The sequence below is a fragment of the Clostridium sp. genome (assembly GCF_047718555.1).
Classification (GTDB): domain Bacteria; phylum Bacillota; class Clostridia; order Clostridiales; family Clostridiaceae; genus Clostridium_I.
This window is the reverse complement of record NZ_JBDNRK010000044.1, coordinates 1-17,307: the sequence shown is the minus strand read 5'-3', so window position 1 is coordinate 17,307 and position 17,307 is coordinate 1. Positions and strand designations below refer to the sequence as shown.

The 17,307-nt window shown below is 31.8% G+C and carries 14 protein-coding genes; 6 read left to right on the top strand and 8 right to left on the bottom strand.

Annotation, left to right across the window (positions count from 1 at the left end; genetic code table 11):
- Window positions 1–150: 150 nt before the first annotated feature.
- Window positions 151–1,287: an RNA-guided endonuclease InsQ/TnpB family protein gene (locus tag ABF633_RS15310; protein WP_415524759.1), complete on the top strand. Its 1,137-nt coding sequence runs from the start codon at window positions 151–153 to the stop codon at window positions 1,285–1,287.
- 218 nt (window positions 1,288–1,505) lie between these two features.
- Complete coding sequence (locus tag ABF633_RS15305; RefSeq protein ID WP_415524758.1) at window positions 1,506–1,985, top strand: DUF892 family protein; 480 nt, start codon at window positions 1,506–1,508, stop codon at window positions 1,983–1,985.
- 198 nt (window positions 1,986–2,183) lie between these two features.
- Here the strand turns inward: ABF633_RS15305 and ABF633_RS15300 are convergent, their stop codons facing one another.
- A complete protein-coding gene (locus ABF633_RS15300; RefSeq protein WP_415524757.1) occupies window positions 2,184–3,197 on the bottom strand; it encodes a rod shape-determining protein in 1,014 nt (337 codons plus the stop codon).
- 508 nt (window positions 3,198–3,705) lie between these two features.
- A complete protein-coding gene (locus tag ABF633_RS15295) occupies window positions 3,706–4,059 on the bottom strand; it encodes a hypothetical protein (protein ID WP_415524756.1) in 354 nt (117 codons plus the stop codon).
- 485 nt (window positions 4,060–4,544) lie between these two features.
- Between ABF633_RS15295 and ABF633_RS15290 the strand changes: the two genes are divergently transcribed.
- Window positions 4,545–5,528 carry a phosphodiester glycosidase family protein gene (locus ABF633_RS15290; protein ID WP_415524755.1) on the top strand — a complete coding sequence of 328 codons (984 nt, stop codon included), beginning with the start codon at window positions 4,545–4,547 and terminating at the stop codon, window positions 5,526–5,528.
- Window positions 5,529–5,542: 14 nt separating this feature from the next.
- Window positions 5,543–6,577 carry a hypothetical protein gene (locus ABF633_RS15285; RefSeq protein WP_415524754.1) on the top strand — a complete coding sequence of 345 codons (1,035 nt, stop codon included), beginning with the start codon at window positions 5,543–5,545 and terminating at the stop codon, window positions 6,575–6,577.
- A 174-nt stretch (window positions 6,578–6,751) separates the two neighbouring features.
- Here ABF633_RS15285 and ABF633_RS15280 read toward each other — a convergent pair whose 3' ends face one another.
- Window positions 6,752–7,609 carry a sulfite exporter TauE/SafE family protein gene (locus tag ABF633_RS15280; protein WP_415524753.1) on the bottom strand — a complete coding sequence of 286 codons (858 nt, stop codon included), beginning with the start codon at window positions 7,607–7,609 and terminating at the stop codon, window positions 6,752–6,754.
- A gap of 464 nt (window positions 7,610–8,073) precedes the next feature.
- Between ABF633_RS15280 and ABF633_RS15275 the strand changes: the two genes are divergently transcribed.
- Together ABF633_RS15275 and ABF633_RS15270 are read left to right on the top strand one after the other, a co-directional pair.
- Window positions 8,074–9,099 carry a substrate-binding domain-containing protein gene (locus ABF633_RS15275; protein ID WP_415524752.1) on the top strand — a complete coding sequence of 342 codons (1,026 nt, stop codon included), beginning with the start codon at window positions 8,074–8,076 and terminating at the stop codon, window positions 9,097–9,099.
- A gap of 207 nt (window positions 9,100–9,306) precedes the next feature.
- Window positions 9,307–10,275, top strand: a complete 969-nt coding sequence (locus tag ABF633_RS15270; RefSeq protein WP_415524751.1) for a substrate-binding domain-containing protein — start codon at window positions 9,307–9,309, stop codon at window positions 10,273–10,275.
- Window positions 10,276–10,324: 49 nt separating this feature from the next.
- Here ABF633_RS15270 and ABF633_RS15265 read toward each other — a convergent pair whose 3' ends face one another.
- The 5 genes from ABF633_RS15265 to nifD form a co-directional block, all read right to left on the bottom strand.
- Window positions 10,325–11,713: a nitrogenase component 1 gene (locus ABF633_RS15265; RefSeq protein WP_415524750.1), complete on the bottom strand. Its 1,389-nt coding sequence runs from the start codon at window positions 11,711–11,713 to the stop codon at window positions 10,325–10,327.
- On the bottom strand, window positions 11,710–13,101 hold the full coding sequence (gene nifE, locus ABF633_RS15260) for a nitrogenase iron-molybdenum cofactor biosynthesis protein NifE (protein ID WP_415524749.1): 1,392 nt from the start codon (window positions 13,099–13,101) through the stop codon (window positions 11,710–11,712). Before nifE ends, ABF633_RS15265 begins: the two co-directional genes overlap by 4 nt.
- Window positions 13,102–13,439: 338 nt before the next feature.
- Entirely contained in the window at window positions 13,440–14,063 is a 624-nt protein-coding gene (anfO, locus tag ABF633_RS15255) for a Fe-only nitrogenase accessory protein AnfO (RefSeq protein ID WP_415524748.1), read from the bottom strand.
- A gap of 23 nt (window positions 14,064–14,086) precedes the next feature.
- A complete protein-coding gene (nifK, locus tag ABF633_RS15250) occupies window positions 14,087–15,460 on the bottom strand; it encodes a nitrogenase molybdenum-iron protein subunit beta (RefSeq protein ID WP_415524747.1) in 1,374 nt (457 codons plus the stop codon).
- The gene (gene nifD, locus ABF633_RS15245) at window positions 15,460–17,073 is read right to left on the bottom strand and encodes a nitrogenase molybdenum-iron protein alpha chain (RefSeq protein WP_415524746.1); all 1,614 of its coding nucleotides are present in this window, start codon (window positions 17,071–17,073) and stop codon (window positions 15,460–15,462) included. Before nifD ends, nifK begins: the two co-directional genes overlap by 1 nt.
- Between the last annotated feature and the right edge of the window lie 234 nt (window positions 17,074–17,307).

The following is a 17,307-nucleotide window of genomic DNA, read 5'->3' as shown; positions in this document are numbered from 1 at the left end:
AATCGGAGACTTGATAACAGTAAAAGAAAGTATATAAAAATATATACAAATCTATTGTTTTTCAATAGACATGAAAAAATAACTCTGTTGCCTCATCTAATAATTTTGATAATGGTTATAATAATATTATCAGAAAGTGAGGTGATAAGGTTGATAAAAGCATTAAATATAAGATTATATCCAACTAAAGAACAGGAAGTTTTAATGTATAAGCATATTGGTTCCATGAGATTTATCTATAATTGGGCTTTATCAAAACAAATAGATAATTATAAAATTAATGGTAATAAGCTGTCCGTTACAGATTTAGGGAAAGAATTAACTATATTAAAAAATACAGAAGGATATCAATGGCTGTATGAAGTATCTAATGCAACTCTTAAAGAAAATATAAGAGATTTGGGTAAAGCATATAAAAGCTTCTTTAAGGGCAGTGGATTTCCTAAATTTAAAAGTAAAAGAAAATCAGAACCAAAATTTTACAGCAGGTACGATAAACTTTACTTCAAAGATGAATTCCTTAATCTTGAGAAGATAGGAAAAATAAAATACAAGTCAGATTATGATATTAATTTAACTGAAACAGTTAAATTCTCTAATCCCAGAGTAAAGTTTAACGGTAGAGTGTGGATACTATCAGTAGGTGTTGAAATACCTCTAGAAAAAACTAAACTGAAGGATTTCAGTTTAGGTGTGGATTTAGGGATACAGCAGTTAGCCATAGCAAATGTGGATAGTTTAGATACTAAAAATATCAATAAAACCAAAGAAGTGAAAAAGTTAAATAAGAAATTAAAGAAATTTCAAAGACAATGTTCAAAAAAATATGAAATGAATAAAAAAGGAGGGAGTTACCAAAAGACTAAGAGCGTTGCAAAACTCGAAAAAAAGATTAAAAAACTTCATAGTAAGCTAAAAAATATTAGATTAAATCACATACATCAAGCTACTTCTAAAATGGCGAAAACCAAACCTAAAAGAGTAGTTATGGAAACTCTTAAAATATCTAATATGATGAAGAATAAACACTTATCAAAGGCAATAGCAGAGCAGGGATTTAATATGTTTATAAATCAAATGAAGTATAAATGTAAAACTTATGGTATTGAATTTATTCAAGTACCTGCATTTTACCCAAGTAGTAAAACCTGCAGTAATTGTGGGGCTATAAAAAAAGATCTAAAACTTTCAGATCGTACCTATAAATGCAGTTGTGGTTTTACATGTGATAGGGACAAAAATGCAGCATATAACCTTGCAAACTATGGTTTAGAAATATCACTTTAAAGATATTCTAAATTGGGTAATCGTTACAACCCACTGCCGTTATAGGCAGCAAAGCTTATGGAGTGTTACATCAAACAGGAGTAGCTGCAAATTTAAACTCCTTATAGGAGATAATAAAAATGGCAAAACTGAGCACTATGAAGTAGGAAAGAAACAGAATTTATAGACTTCAATAATTTTTATAGAGTTTTATAGACTTTTGGTAACGGTGTTTATATATGCAAGTAACTTTATCACAAAAAGAAAGAACTTTATTAGAAGATCAAAAATCTCATGAACAGATATGTATAGAAAAATATGCAAACTATGCTAATAAGGCTAAAGATCCTCAATTAAAAGATATATTTAATGCTAACGGCAAAGATGAAAAAACTCATTTAGACACTATTAATCAAATATTAGGCGGAACTGTACCTGATATGAATCAGCAAAATTCTGCACAAACTACCGCTAATAGCGCTGCTGCAACTTCAGCTACTTCATCTTCAGCTTCTGGTTCTGATCTAAATGATGCTGATATGTGTTCAGATATACTTATGACAGAAAAATATGTTTCTGGTAATTATGATACTACAATTTTTGAGTGCAAGGATACAGAAGTACGAGACGCACTGAATCACATACAAAAGGAAGAGCAAAAACATGGAGAAGCTGTATTTAAATATATGCAAAGCAAAGGACTATATAATGTAAAATAATTTACATTACATAATCACTATAGAATTCAATACCATTCATAGCCTGTGAAAAATGTGGATTACAAACTCTTGAAAGCAGGAAATTCCTACCTCTATAAGTTGGAGTAGTCTACTAAAACAGAGAGACTGCCTAAAAACTCAAATTTACGTACATCTCTCAGCTTTTTTAGGTAGTCTTTATACATTCTTATATAATTATTATTTAAAGTCGCCTATCTTATCCATCATATCCAGACATTTTCCGGTACCCATAACAACACATTCAAGAGGATTTTCTGCAATATGCACTGGTATATGTATTTCTTTAGATATTAGTTTATCTATATTCTTTAAAAGTGCCCCACCGCCTAAAAGCATTATACCGTTGTCCATTATATCTGCCGCAAGCTCTGGCTCAGTTTTTTCAAGAGTTGCCCTAATAGCATCAATCATCAATGATATTTTTTCTTCTAAAGCCTCCCTTATCTCATCTTCTGTAATAGTAATAATTCTTGGAAGACCTGTAGTTAAATCTCTTCCTCTTACACCCATATTACCTTCTTCTTCATTGTCATCTTTATAAGCAGATCCAATTTCTATTTTAATGCTTTCAGCTGTTTCTTCACCTATCATTAAATTGAATTTTTTCCTCACATATTTAATGATTTCCTCATTTAATGAATCTCCAGCGACTCTTAAGGTCTTACTTGTAACAATTCCACCAAGGGAAACAACAGCTATCTCAGTAGTTCCACCGCCTATATCTACAATCATTCTTCCCACTGGCTCTTCAACTGGAATACCTGCTCCTATGGCAGCAACTACAGGTCCTTCAATCAGCATAACCTTGCGGGCTCTTGCCTGAGTTATAGTTTCATTAATTGCCTTCTTTTCAACTTCAGTAATCATGGAAGGATGGCAGATTACAATTCGTGAATTGGTAAAAGTACTTTTACCAATAACTTTTGCAATAAAGTTTTTCAACATGTGTTGAGCCACATCAAAATCACCAATCACTCCATTTTTTAAGGGTTTAATGGTTACAATATCTTTAGGTGTTCTGCCTATCATTTTCTTAGCCTCTGAACCCACAGCTATAATTCTTTTATTTACCACATCTATGGCAGCTACTGAAGGCTCATTTAATACGATACCTTTTCCCTTTACATATAATAAGGTATTTGATGTACCCAAATCTATACCTATATCTTTAGATTTTATAAAAAACTTCATCAAAATTTCTCCTTTCAAAAATTGAGAATACCTTTCTTTTTAGAGATATGAAAATTAACATACTAAAATATTAAATTCTTATTTACTTAAGGCATCTTCAAAAAATAACTAAGTCAGTATGCTAGCCTATTTTAAATCCTACTGCGTCAACAGAACCCTCTGATAGTCCAACTATCATCAGAACCTGTTTCCTTGTTGGATTCAAAATATTCGTCGCATCTTTGATTTCTTATTTATTTTCAGATGCCTAAATATATCTCAGTTAGAGAAGAATGGAATTTGCATTTTTTATGAAGTCCTTCTCCGGATAAAGCTTGTCTGCCATCAGTATATATTTCATTGATCCATTTTTCAATGGGTAAATGTTCTCTACATAACCATTATTTATTTATATATCAATAATATTCTATTTCTTAAATATTCTGTAGATAAGTTAAACTATAGAGAAAAAACCATCTCCAGCACACATTTATGTACTTTGAGATGGTTTATTTACTAAGTCTATTTTTTATTCCACATTTTCTACTGGTATTATTATATATTTTAATTCTTGTTTGAATTTCAAAAGGCTAGCAATACTTCCAAACTCTACACCATTACTTCCACATAAACTTGGAACAACATTACTATAGTATAAATTATCAAAATTAGTTACTTCGTATTTCTCAAACTTATCTTTTTCAATTTTTTCAGCTAAGGCGTCTCTGTCTTCCTCATTTACAAACAAATATTTTGTCTTTCCCATAAGACTATTAGGTTCAATAACGTTCAAGGCATATAATACTTTTATATTATGCTTATCAAGATAATCCACTAAATCCCTCTGTTTTTCTGCATAAACTTCTTCTAATTCTCTTTCCATTTTCATCCTCCTCCTATTAACGCACATGCAATAACCAATATCATATATTAGCTCTAAAAACATGCCTAATATAATAATAAATTTAATCTAACGGCTAGCTATTATACTATATACATTTATTTATTACAACATCTATACCATTCTAAAAAATTCACCTAAACTTTATGAGAGTATACTCCCAATAAGAAAGATGCGTATCAATAAGTTATATAAATATAATACACTAATATTCGATTTATTACACTCTATTTTTTATATTTATTTAATAAATCTTATTTATTAATGAATTCATACTTTGATAAGTTTATATGAACTATTTATATATATTCTTGACATAAATATACTACAATTTTAATATATAAATTAGTACATATTTTGCAAAATTATTTTCATTATCTTTGTATCTTACCTGATGTTAATTAAGTATCTAATTCTAATTGGAACTATTATATTATGAAAATACAATACACGAAGGAGGAAAAAATTTGTTTAAAAAAAATAAATTTAAAATTGTTGCATGTTTTTTAATTTATGAAATTGTTTTCATATTGATAACTTCACCTTTCTATATTTATAAAGGCCCTTTTAACACCTTAAAAAAAATTGTAGTTGCTACTATAATGGGTACAAGGCATCAATATTTGGTAACTTCATTTTTATCTCAAAATGAAATCAATAATATAATAAATAAAAATACTCTTAATAATACCCAAAAAGAGAATATCAATAATGTTAAAATTGTAAAAAATGAAAGTGATAAAATTACCCGTTATGAGGTAAAATCTGATTCTGGCAGATATAGTGGATATTTACTTTCCATACCAGCCACCTATAAAATAAAAGTTGCATGGACAAAAAAATTGGGAACAGAAGGAGAAAGAACCAGCGAAATGGCAAAGGAGCATAATGCTCTAGCTGCAATAAATGGAGGTGCCTTTACAGATAACAAATCTCAAACCTATGGCGGCTCAGCAGCTTATCCTGGCGGCTTTGTAATATCCAATGGAAATATTATATATCCTACAAGTAATGTTAATATGGATAAAAAGGAAAGTGTAACAGCTTTCACAAAATCAGGACAGCTCATAGTTGGTGATTACAGTATAAACGACTTAAAAAGTATGGATGTTTCAGAAGCAGTTTGCTTCATACCACCAACTCTAGTCATTAAGGGTAAAGGGCAGATATCGGATAGTACTTCAGCAGGCTTAAATCCGCGTACCGCTATAGGACAAACTGCCGATGGTACAGTTTTGTTTTTAGTATTGGATGGAAGAAAAAATTTTATTAATTCAGGCGCCAGTCTTAAAGATGTTCAGGATTTAATGCTAAAGTATGGTGCTGTTAATGCAACAAGTCTTGATGGAGGCTTTTCCTCTACCATGTACTATAATGGCAAGGTAATAAATAATACTCACAGCTGGAATGGTGAAAGATATGTTGCCACTTCCTTATATGTAGAACCATAGAGGAGAATACTGATATGAAATGGATAAAAAATATAATAATTTGGAGTATAATTGCTATATTATTTCAAAGTGCAGTGTTTTTTGCTGCTGATAGATACTACAGAACCTCTTTATTAAACACTAAAACCACAGAAGTAAAAATTGAAGATAAAACCCCAGCCAAAAGTATAAATATCACCATACCTTTAGCCGCTACTAAAATAGAGCCATCTTTTGACGGACAATACATATCCTACTATGAAAATAATAAATTAAGTGTAGTTAATACCAGTAACGCTTCAGTAGAAACAATACCTACAGAAAAAAACAATGAACAGGTATACAGCAAATGGCTGCCAGATATAAATATAATAATTCTATGTGAAAAATCGCTTGATGATCCAACTGAGATTAGTATTTACACCTACAATGCAGATACTAACAGTAAGGAGAGTCCTACAGACTCCTCTAATGCAGCCATAAAACTTAATTTAAATAGCAGTAGAGATAAAATTTCTGACATAGAGTTTTCTACGGCTATGAATTCCTTCTATATTAAAACTTTAAAATCCAATGGAACCAGCAGTATTTTCTTCAATGATGTAAATGGTAATATGAGTTCTTTAATTACCTCAAGAAAAATTGGTACTATGAAAACTTTTAAAAATAGCCCAGGACTTGTATACGAAGATTTAAGCAATGGTGTTATAAGATTTACCAATGAAAATAAAAGCATAGACAATGAAAATTATTGCATACTTAGTACGGATGATAATGAGAATGTATATATGGGAGTTCTTAAAAATGGTACAGTAACTAATATACTATACGGCTCTAGAGCTACTTCTGTATCACAGTGGCATCAAATAAACCTGAAAAACCCTGTGAATAAAGATGATATACTATTAACTAATGGGGGCAAAATTTATATAAAATATCCTAATAATAGCTATGTAATAGATGAACAGTCCAGTGTAAAAACTACCTATAGTGGTAATTTATTGAGTATAACTGATAAGGAAGTTCTTTCTTTAGATAATGGTAAATTAGAAAGGACAACTCTAAAGTAACTTAAACTAACAAGACTTTCCTTATAGTTATCCCATGACTAGCCACCCTAATACTCCCATATTATTCAAAGTGGGAGTATTAGAGTGGCTAATTCCCTGAATAATGTTAAAGCCTATACATTATCCAGGGATTTTATTTTTCATTAATTCAGTTTTATATGAATAGAGTGTAGGTTACGAACTCTTGGAAGCAGGAAGTTCTCCTTCTATAAGTGGAGAGTAGTTCACTGATTGTCTATCTTTAATAAACACCTTCATTACAGAAGTTATTAAAAGGGCACCTAATAATACTTTTATAAAGCTTCCTGATATGTATGCAATAATATAGCTTCCTAAAAAACTTCCTATAATAGAACCTATACCCATAGGCAAAACTAAATCCACAATATCTTTTTTTGAGGAATAGGCTCCATTTAAAGCATGCTTACTTATTCCCACTATAAGAGCTGGTATATTTATGAGAAGACTTACAGTTCCTGCTATTTTAATATCAATACCAAACACCAGCATAAGTGTCGGTATAGTAATTTCTCCACCTGCAACTCCAAGCAAACTGCTTATAGTGCCTATTATGCTTCCTAAAGCTATGCAGAGAATAGAAGACTTAACAGTAAATTCATAGGTAAGCTTTGCAGATCCAATAGGATGGAAACCTTCAAATACTAGCAATACACCAATAAAAATAAGTACAATGAGCATTGTAGTTTTTAAAGTCTCTTCTGTAATTTTCTTAGAGAAATAACCACCAAAATAAGCTCCTGCCATAGAACCAATTATGAACATAAGTATTAATATACGTAAGGGCCATATATCATTTACATTTACTTTTGGCAGTCTAAATAGAACAGATGACATAACAGTTACTAGGCTAACAGCTAAATTCATAGAAACAGCTTTATGAACTGAAAACTTAAATTTACCCAATAACACAGGTATTCTGAATTCAGCTCCCCCTAGTCCAATTAATCCACATAAAAATCCTATAGGTGCTCCAGTTGCAAGGGCAAGAATTCTAGATTTGTTTTTTTTCATTTAAATAATAACCCTCCCTTAATAATAATTTGTAAAATAACTAATCTCTATTAAACATACAATAACAGCAGTGTGTCTCTGGATATTTTATACAATTTTATTGATAATATATACTCTATTTAAATATAATTTTTATAAAAAATAGACAACACCAATCATAAGCCATGTTAGCTGTACAAATCCAATTAACAAATAGCAACTAACTATCAACAAAACTGATTGTAAACTATTTTTAACAATAGTATGATAATTATTTAATAACAAAAGCTCCCCCTTGTATTATAATAATATTCGTTTTTATTCGTTTTTATTTGCTTTTATTCGTTATTCACTTTTTTTATTATAGCGCCATTATTTTTTTAAATCAATATTTTGAAATTATTTTATTGTACTTAATATACAAAAAGCATTATAATTATTATATTGACAATATGTAAGAATATAGTTTTAGAAAGGAAATATCTATGAGCGAAAATTCTTCATTAACACCACAAGAAGTAGCAGATATTTTAAAAATCGCCAAAACAACCGTATATGAATTAATTAAGCGCGGTGAACTCAAAGCTTACAGAATAGGAAGACGAGTTAGAGTGGAGCAAAGCGATGTAGAGGATTATAAAAATAGATCTAAAAATTTAAATAGCAACACTGTTAACAAAAAAAACAACATTAATATAAATACCGCTTCTAATAATAAAGTTAGCAGCATTAATAATAAAATTTCAAATACTCACAATATGGATTTAAAAGAAACTATAGAAAATGAATATAAACAACAAACACATAACAACAGTTTATTAATTGCCGGCGAAGATGCACTTTTAGATATATTATCTCGCTATTTGGCAAGACATCCTAATGGAGCAAAAACTGTACTTTCTTGTGTTAGCAGCTATAAAAGTTTAGTAAATCTATATGAAGGTGAAGCACAAATTGCTACCTGCCATCTTTGGGATTACAAAACAGGAGAGTATAACATTCCCTATGTAGAAAAGCTTCTTCCTGGAATTCCAGTAATATTAGTTCATCTAGCTTGTCGTATTGAGGGTTTTTACGTTAAAAAAGGAAATCCAAAAGGATTTAAAGGTTGGGAAGATTTAAAGAGAAAAGACATTACTATTGTGAATAGAGAAAATGGTTCAGGTACTAGGGTTCTTTTAGATCAGCACCTAAAGCTTCTTGGTATTACTGCAAAAAATATAAAAGGTTATAACGAAAATTATTTAACCCACTTGGCTGTAGCCAGTGTTGTTTCCCACGGTAATGCGGATTTAGGTTTAGGAATTGAGAAAGCAGTTCTTCAAGTACCCGGGATAGATTTCATACCTTTGCAAAAAGAAAGATATGACCTTGTCATGAAAAAGGATGACTTAAATAAACTACCCTTTGAAGCATTAATTGATATACTTGGTTCAGAGAACTTCAAAATAGAGTTAGAAGGCATTGGCGGATACGATTTAAGTGAAACTGGGAAAATAATAGAACTTTAATATTATTTGTTATAAATAATAAAAATTTTCCTATTTTATAAGTCTCATTATAACAATTATCTATCAAATAAATTATTATACTTGCAAAATATTATAAAAAACTATAACATAGTATATAATTAATATATACTATGTTATAGTTTTGAATATTACATACAGTCATTTTTAACATTTTTAATTGATTAATAGAAGGATGGATTTATTTATATGGACGGTAAAAAATCATTATCGGTACAAGAAGTTTCTGAGATTTTAAATATTTCTAAAAACACAGTTTATGCATTAATAAAAAGAGGAGAATTGCCTTCCTATAGAGTAGGACGTAAAGTCCGTATAGATCAGCAAGATGTTGAATACTATATAAACAAAAGCAGAACAAGTAATATTATTGATCCATCTCCTGCTATAAAGGTACAGCAACCTGTCCAACAAAGCTCTGAAAAATTCTTTAATAATGCATCAAACTATAATAAAAATTTTATTATTTGCGGGCAAGACATACTTTTAGATGTACTAACTCGATATTTAGAGCGTCATCCTAAAGGACTTCAGGCCCTAAGATGTTATATAGGCAGTTATAACAGCTTAGTAGAGTTATACAAAGGAAATGTAACTATAGCTTCAGCACACTTATGGGATGGTGAAACAGGTATTTACAATATTCCATACCTAAAAGGTCTACTACCAGGAGTTCCATGTGTAGTTATTCACCTTGTTTACCGTATGGAAGGCTTTTATGTTGCAAAGGGCAATCCCAAAAATATAAATTCCTGGGAAGATTTGACCCGTTCCGATGTTACAATGATTAATAGAGAACGAGGCTGTGGTGTAAGAGTTCTTGTAGATCAACATCTACGAAAACTTGGAATATCATGGAAGTCAATTAATGGTTATGAAAAGGAGGGCTCTTCTCATCTAGCTGTAGCCAGTACAGTTGCCCGAGGAGAAGCTGATGTAGCAGTTGGAAATGAAAAAGCTGTACTCCAAGTACAAGGTGTAGATTTTATTCCAATACAAAAAGAAAGATATGATTTAATTGTAAAAAAAGAAGACATGGATACCCCTCCAATGCAGGCAGTAATGGATATTCTGAACTCAAAAGAATTTCAATCAGAACTTCTAGGAATAGGTGGATATGATATAAGTGAAACTGGTAAAATAATTGCAGAAGTGTAAAATTAATAGGCATTCAAATTTAGAATGCCTAAAATATAGTCTATGCAAATTAAAACCTCATTTCGTTCTGCTTTTCTGCATCCTCATAATATTTTTCATACAAATTGCTCCTAAAGGTTGTGAATTTCTTTTGAAGAAAAGTATTAGTAATATCATCAAGTAGCTTAAGCGAACCATTATACCCTGTATATACCAATCTCTGTCCTCCCATCCTATCATGTATAGGAAAACCTATTCGCACAGGTGGAATTCCATCTTTCTCTGTAAGAAACTTTCCATTAGAACTTCCAATTAAAATATTTACATTTAGTTCTTTAGCATACTGTTGTATAGTTTGAAAATCTGTATCATCAATTATTACAGGCTTTTCTTCCAAGTTTTCAATTTCTTCTGAAAGCATGTCTTTTAGCTTTACATTTTCTGCACCTGTACATATTAGCATTGGCTTAATTCCGTTCTCAAGGCATAATTTACTTACGGAATAAACAAGATCTGGTTCACCATATATAACCGCTCTTCCTTCAGCATTATATTTGTGAGAATCAATCATTCCATCTATCAGCCTTCCTCTGTCTTCTAAAAGCCTTTGAGGTATAGGCTTATTTGAAATACGGGAAAGTATTTTAATAAACTCATCTGTATTCTCTCTTCCTATTGGAATGGGACATCTGTATAACGGTACATTATACTTGTCCAATAGATACTTCCCTGGAGACAATTCATCTGAAATCATTGCACTAATTTCTATAGTAGCTCTGGCACCCGGCATAATTTCAATATCCTTTAATTTTGTTCCACCCTTTTGAATTCTTGAATACTCATTAGAAAAAGGTGCATCTAAAGTTTTTGAAATATCCGGCAGCAAAATATAGTCTATATCAAACATATCCAAAATATCTTTAATATTTCTAACATCTCCCGGGCTCATATGAGAAGCTATTACATTTATTTTATTATTAGGATTAGCCTTCTTTGCCAGCTGTTCCAAAACACTTTTTATGGCTGTAAAATATCCTTCAAATTGTGTTCCACCATAACCAGGAGTAGACATAGGAATTATTTTAATATTTTTAACCTCTTCCTCCTGTATAAACTCCTCTGTAATTCTTTCAACATCTTCACCTATAGTTTCAGCAAGACAAGTTGTACCTACCCCCACTATTTTAGGATTGTATACCTTAATAACATTTTTTAGCGCCTTTTTTAAATTATCACTTCCACCATATACTGCTCCATGTTCATTCAAAGAAGAAGAAGCTACATCAATTTGTTCATTAAAATGCCCAGTCATATAAGTTCTCATGTAAGCGCTGCAGCCCTGTGAACCATGAAGTATCATCATACTATCCTCAATGCCTTTGAAAGCGATGATTGCACCAATAGGCATACACATTTTACATGGATTTACATTTACATTTACAAAATTTCTATTTTTCATAGTGCCACCTCATTTAAAGGCAATTCCTCAAATTCTTCAATAATTTCTGACTTAGCTGACTTCCATACAGGACTGGTTATGGTAGTATATACTTCCTTTGCAAAATTTACAGTACCTTCATAGCCTGAAAATGGCTGTTTTCTTTCATGATTGTAATCACAAAAGGCAATTCCCAATTTATAGGCCAACATCCGCTCCTTTATACCGCCTACTAAAATCTCAGCACCAGATTCTCTTATAAATCTATGAAGTTCTGCTGGGTTTGAGTCATTTGTAATAATAGTTCCCTGATCGCACATGCCCTCTAAAATCTTGTAATCTTCTGCATTACCTGTTTGACTTCCGAATTCCACAACCTTCATTCCAATTTCTTTAAACTGATTTATAAGAGAAATTACCTTATAGGCTCCTCCTACTTGTATTGCTGCCCTTTTTCCCTCTAATCTTTTCTTATAATAATCCAGTGTAGGTCTAACTTTTGCCTCTTCCCTTGCAATAAGCTGCTTAGCCTTTTCTATAGTAGTTTCGTCCCCTAACAATTCTGCAATTGTCATTAGAGATTCTTTTGTATCCTCAATTCCTAAAAATCTTACTTTTACAAAAGGTATGTCATACTTTTCCTTCATTTCTTTAGCTAAATAGGTAGTAGTCTGAGCACATTGTACTATATTAAGCATAGCTTTAGGTGCTCTTCTAAGCTCTTCATAATTTGAATCCCCAGTAATTTTAGATACAACTTCTATGCCTAATTCTTTTAAATATTTTTTTATGATCCAGATTTCTCCAGCAACATTAAACTCTCCTAAAATATTGACACCTCTTACTTTTTCAGTATCCGCACCTTCAAAAACCTTCATCAGAGCCTCTCCTGCCAATTTATATCCAAGAGATTTAGTACCCGTAAAACCACTAGATTGCAGCGATATAATTCTTATAGAATATTTTGATTCCATTTTTTTACATACTGCTTCAATATCATCTCCAATAATTCCTGCAACACAAGTGGCATAGACAAATACAAGCTTTGGAGAATATTCCTTTACTATTTCGTCAATAGCGCCCTCAAGCTTTTTTTCACCACCAAAAATAATATCTTGTTCCTTGAGGTCAGTAGAAAAAGTATTTCTAAAGGTATCAGAACCACTGGTTAAACTTCCTCTTATATCCCAAGTATAGCTGGCACACCCTACTGGTCCATGAACTATATGGACAGCATCTGTTATAGGATTCAGCACAACTCTTGCACCACCATAAACACAAGCACGTTGACTAACAGAGCCTGCAACACTATGTTTATCACATTGCATTGAATTATCTTTACAATCATTTTTTAATGATATAAATTTTTTTCGTTCGTCCAGAACATTTTCTAAAATATTATCCTTCATATAAATTACCTCCATCTGCAATCTTTGATTTTATCTAAGGCATCTTCAAAAGAAATAAGCAATTCTTACACTCGAGCGGTGTAAATTTTTCCAATTTTAGTTAGCCATTTTTAATATAGCGAAGGTAAAATAAATTTTACCTTCGCTATACATTTTCATATTAACATTAAGTTATCTTGTAACAGAATCCTGTAACACTAATTAATTCTTTAACCTGACTAACTTGGCGTAAGTCTCCCACTTCTTCAAGTGGGAGTTCAACGCCAAGTAAGCCATGCATTCGCAGTTCTAAAATTCAGATGGGGTAAAAGAATCCCCACCTGAATTAAGAACTTGCTTCAATGACTTATTAGTACACTGTATTCAGTAGGATTAGATTTTGAGATTTCAAACTTTAAGTCTAGGCTTCTCAATTCTTTTTCCATCCACCCTGGAATATGGCTGCAGACTACATTTAATTCATTAAAAATACCTTTCTTTAAAAATGGTTGCAGCGCTTGCTTAGATGTAATCGTTGCTCTATTTTCTTGAAGTTCTTTAAGATTTAGATAGTAACAGCCTTCTTTATCAGTTTCAGCGGGAGCAATAGTCTCTACTTCATTAATTACAGGAGAGTTAGCCAGCATTTCTTCCTTTTCCTTATTATCTAGTACATATTGAAGGAACTCAGAAGGATCATCAGATATCTCCCATACGGTAAATCTCATATTATCTAATACTGTGTAGGCCAATCCTGAAACCTTTTTGGCAACAAAAATCTTACATTCTCCCAAGAGTTCTACAGTTTTAGTTATTTCACTACGTACTGCCTTCATGCCCTTTTTTATATCAATCTTAAAAGGTAACTCTCTTATTACTTTCCATTCGCCATATTCTTTTAGATACAGTCTTATAAAACCATATTCATTTATATCCTCTGTTTTACCAGAATTATTTAAATATACTGCCACTTGATTAACCATACAACCCCTCCCGTAAATATATCTTATAGTACTACTTCCATATCTTCGTCAGTAACGTCTCTTTCAAATCTATCAAGCAATATACTACACATAGCATCTACTAATCTTATTGCTCCTCTGTAACCTACTGTTGGAAGAAGATAATGTCCATATCTGTCCATTACCATAAAACCAAATCTCATAAAAGGTATATCCTCAGCTCTGGCAATGAATTTTCCATAAGTATTTCCAATAAGTAAATCTACCCCTTCATTCTTTATCCATTGTTGAAGTTCAAATAAATCACTTTCAGCCTTAACTTTACTATCAGTTATTCCAGCTTCATTTAACATGCCATTGATTACTTTTTCAAATTCTGCACCAGGAGTTCCTGTAATTACATATTTCGGAATCATTCCTAATTCCAATAAGAATTGAGTAAGACCAATAACATCATCTGGATCACCAAATATTGCTACTTTTTTGCCACTGAAATATTGATAGCTGTCAAGCATTAAATCAACTAATTGACCTCTCTCTTCTTTTAGTTCATAAGGTACTTTTTTACCTTCCTTAACTAAAGCAGAAATTATCTCATCTGTAGCTTTAACACCGATAGGAGTCTTTAATGTTTTAAATGGCACTTTACATTTCTTTTCTAAAGTTTTAGCCCCATCTTCTGAAGCATATTTTCCAAAAGCAAAGGTTAATTTTGAATTTCCTGCATCAGCTATATCTTCAACTTTTGCTCCACCCTTTGGATACATTTCATATTCGCCAGTCATAGGTGCATCCACAACTCCACTAGTATCAGGGAACATAATATATGGAGCATCCATAATTTTAAATATTCTCTTTATTTCTCTCATATCTGCTGGACTAATAAAACCTGGTATTATATTATATTTGCCATTTTGTACTCCAGTATTTTTAGGAATATAATTTACAATTCCCTTTACCATATTAGAAAATCCAGTTACATGTGATCCAACATAGCTTGGTGTATTGGTATGAATAATCATTTTACCTTCTGGTAGTCCGCCAGCATCTTTTATTTGATTTATATAAGTAGGTAAATCATCACCTAAAGTTTCGGATAAGCAAGTTGTATGGACTGCTATTACATCTGGATTATACAATGAAAATATATTTTTAACGGCTGTCTTTATATTAGATCCTCCACCAAATACACTGGTTCCTTCTGTAAAAGAACTAGTAGTAGCCATAATTGGATCTTTATACACTCTGTTAAGTAGTGTTCTATGGTATGCACAACATCCCTGTGAACCATGACTATGTGGAAGACAATTATGAATCCCAAGAGCTGCATACATAGCACCTACAGGTTGGCAAGTTTTAACCGGATTTATTCTCAATGCTTTTCTATCTAATAATTCTTCTGGTGTCATATCTAACATTATTTTGCACCTCCAACAATTTTTTCTTCTGCCTCATCCTCTTCTAATTCCCAAGATGGTCTTACAAGACCCCAAGCTGGAATATACACACCCGCTGTTAGGGATTTAGCAAATATTACTGCTCCCTTAAAACCTGCATAAGGTCCTAAATAATCGTATGAATGAAGCTGTCTTGATAAAATTCCCATTTTCTGAGTTACATACTTTTCCTTTATACCTGATAAGAACATATCTGGCTTTAATATTTTTACAAATTCATCTAATTCATGATGATTTAAATCATCAACCATTACTGTATCATTATCCATCTCTTTAACCATTCCACCGAAATAAGATAATGGAACTCCTTCTTCCTGAAGAGCTTTATATCTGTCTTCTGGTATAACAACACGGAATCTACCTGTATCTTTTGTAACAGTTATTTCTGGAATGTTTTTGCTGTCAGCATCAATTTTTATTGAAGGTATAACTTCTCTTCCTTCATAGTCATCGCGGTGAGCAAATTCAAAACCCGCCAGCATAGTCTTAACTCCAAAATCATCTAATAACATCTGGTAATGTAAAGCTCTTGAACCACCTACGTATAGGCAAGCTGTTTTTCCCTGAAGTTTTTCTTTATAGTAATTTATATCGTCCTGTATCTCAGCAACCTCTTCAGCTATAACCTGCTCAGTTCTTTCATATATATATGGATCATCAAAGCACTTAGCTAAATCTCTTAAAGTTTGAACAGTACTCTCTACTCCAATAAAATTACCTTTAATCCACGGAATACCATAGGCAGTTTCCATCATCTCTGCTATATAGTTAATTGATCTGTGACATTGTACTACATTTACATCTGCCAGATGAGTATTTTGAACATCTTCATAAGTTGCATCTCCAGTTAATACAGAAGTTATGTGGTAGCCTATTTTTTCAAGTATTCTTTCAATTTCCCAGCCATCTCCACCTATATTGTATTCTCCTAGGATACTTACAGAATACTTTTCGTGTTTTCTGTCTCCTTTACCGATGATATCTCTGAATACAGTATTATTTGCTATATGGTGACCTGCAGATTGGCTAACACCTTTATATCCTTCACAGCTAAAAGCATGAACAGGTATTCCATATTCCTTGCTTGCCATTGAAGCTACTGCATTTATATCATCACCTATAAGACCTACAGGACATGTTGCATATACACCGATAGCTGCTGGATGGAAAGCTTCATAAGCTTCTTTTATAGCTTCTGCTAATTTATTAACTCCTCCGAAAACTATATCTCCTTCTTGCATATCGGTTGAAAATACATACTCATTAAAATTTTGTATGCCGTCTACTGTCTTTGACTTAAATCTTCTTCCACCCCAAGTATAGAAGGAACACCCTATTGGTCCATGAGTTATATGCACCATATTCTTAATAGGTCCCATAACAACACCCTTACAACCTGCATAAGCACATCCTCTAGCTGTAATTACACCTGGTACTGTTCTTACATTTGCCTGTATAACTGGATTTTGATCTTCTTCAGTTTTTACAGTTATATGAGCTGCTCTATTTTTCTTAGTTTTAGGAATATATCCCTCTAAAACTTTCTCTACTACTTCCTGCATTTTTTCTTCCATTACATACACCTCTCTTATTTAACAGTTTTTAATTATCATTAAACAAATCACAACTGCCGCAATCATTTACTGACTATATCTATGATTAAACTATTTTTTATGTTATAATATATCTGCTAATTTTACTTAAGCATGTCTCTAATCTATATCCGACTTAGAGATGTGCTATTTTTTATAATCTTATAGATCCATAAGACCATATTGCATTAATATTTCTTCAAGTCTTTCTTGAGT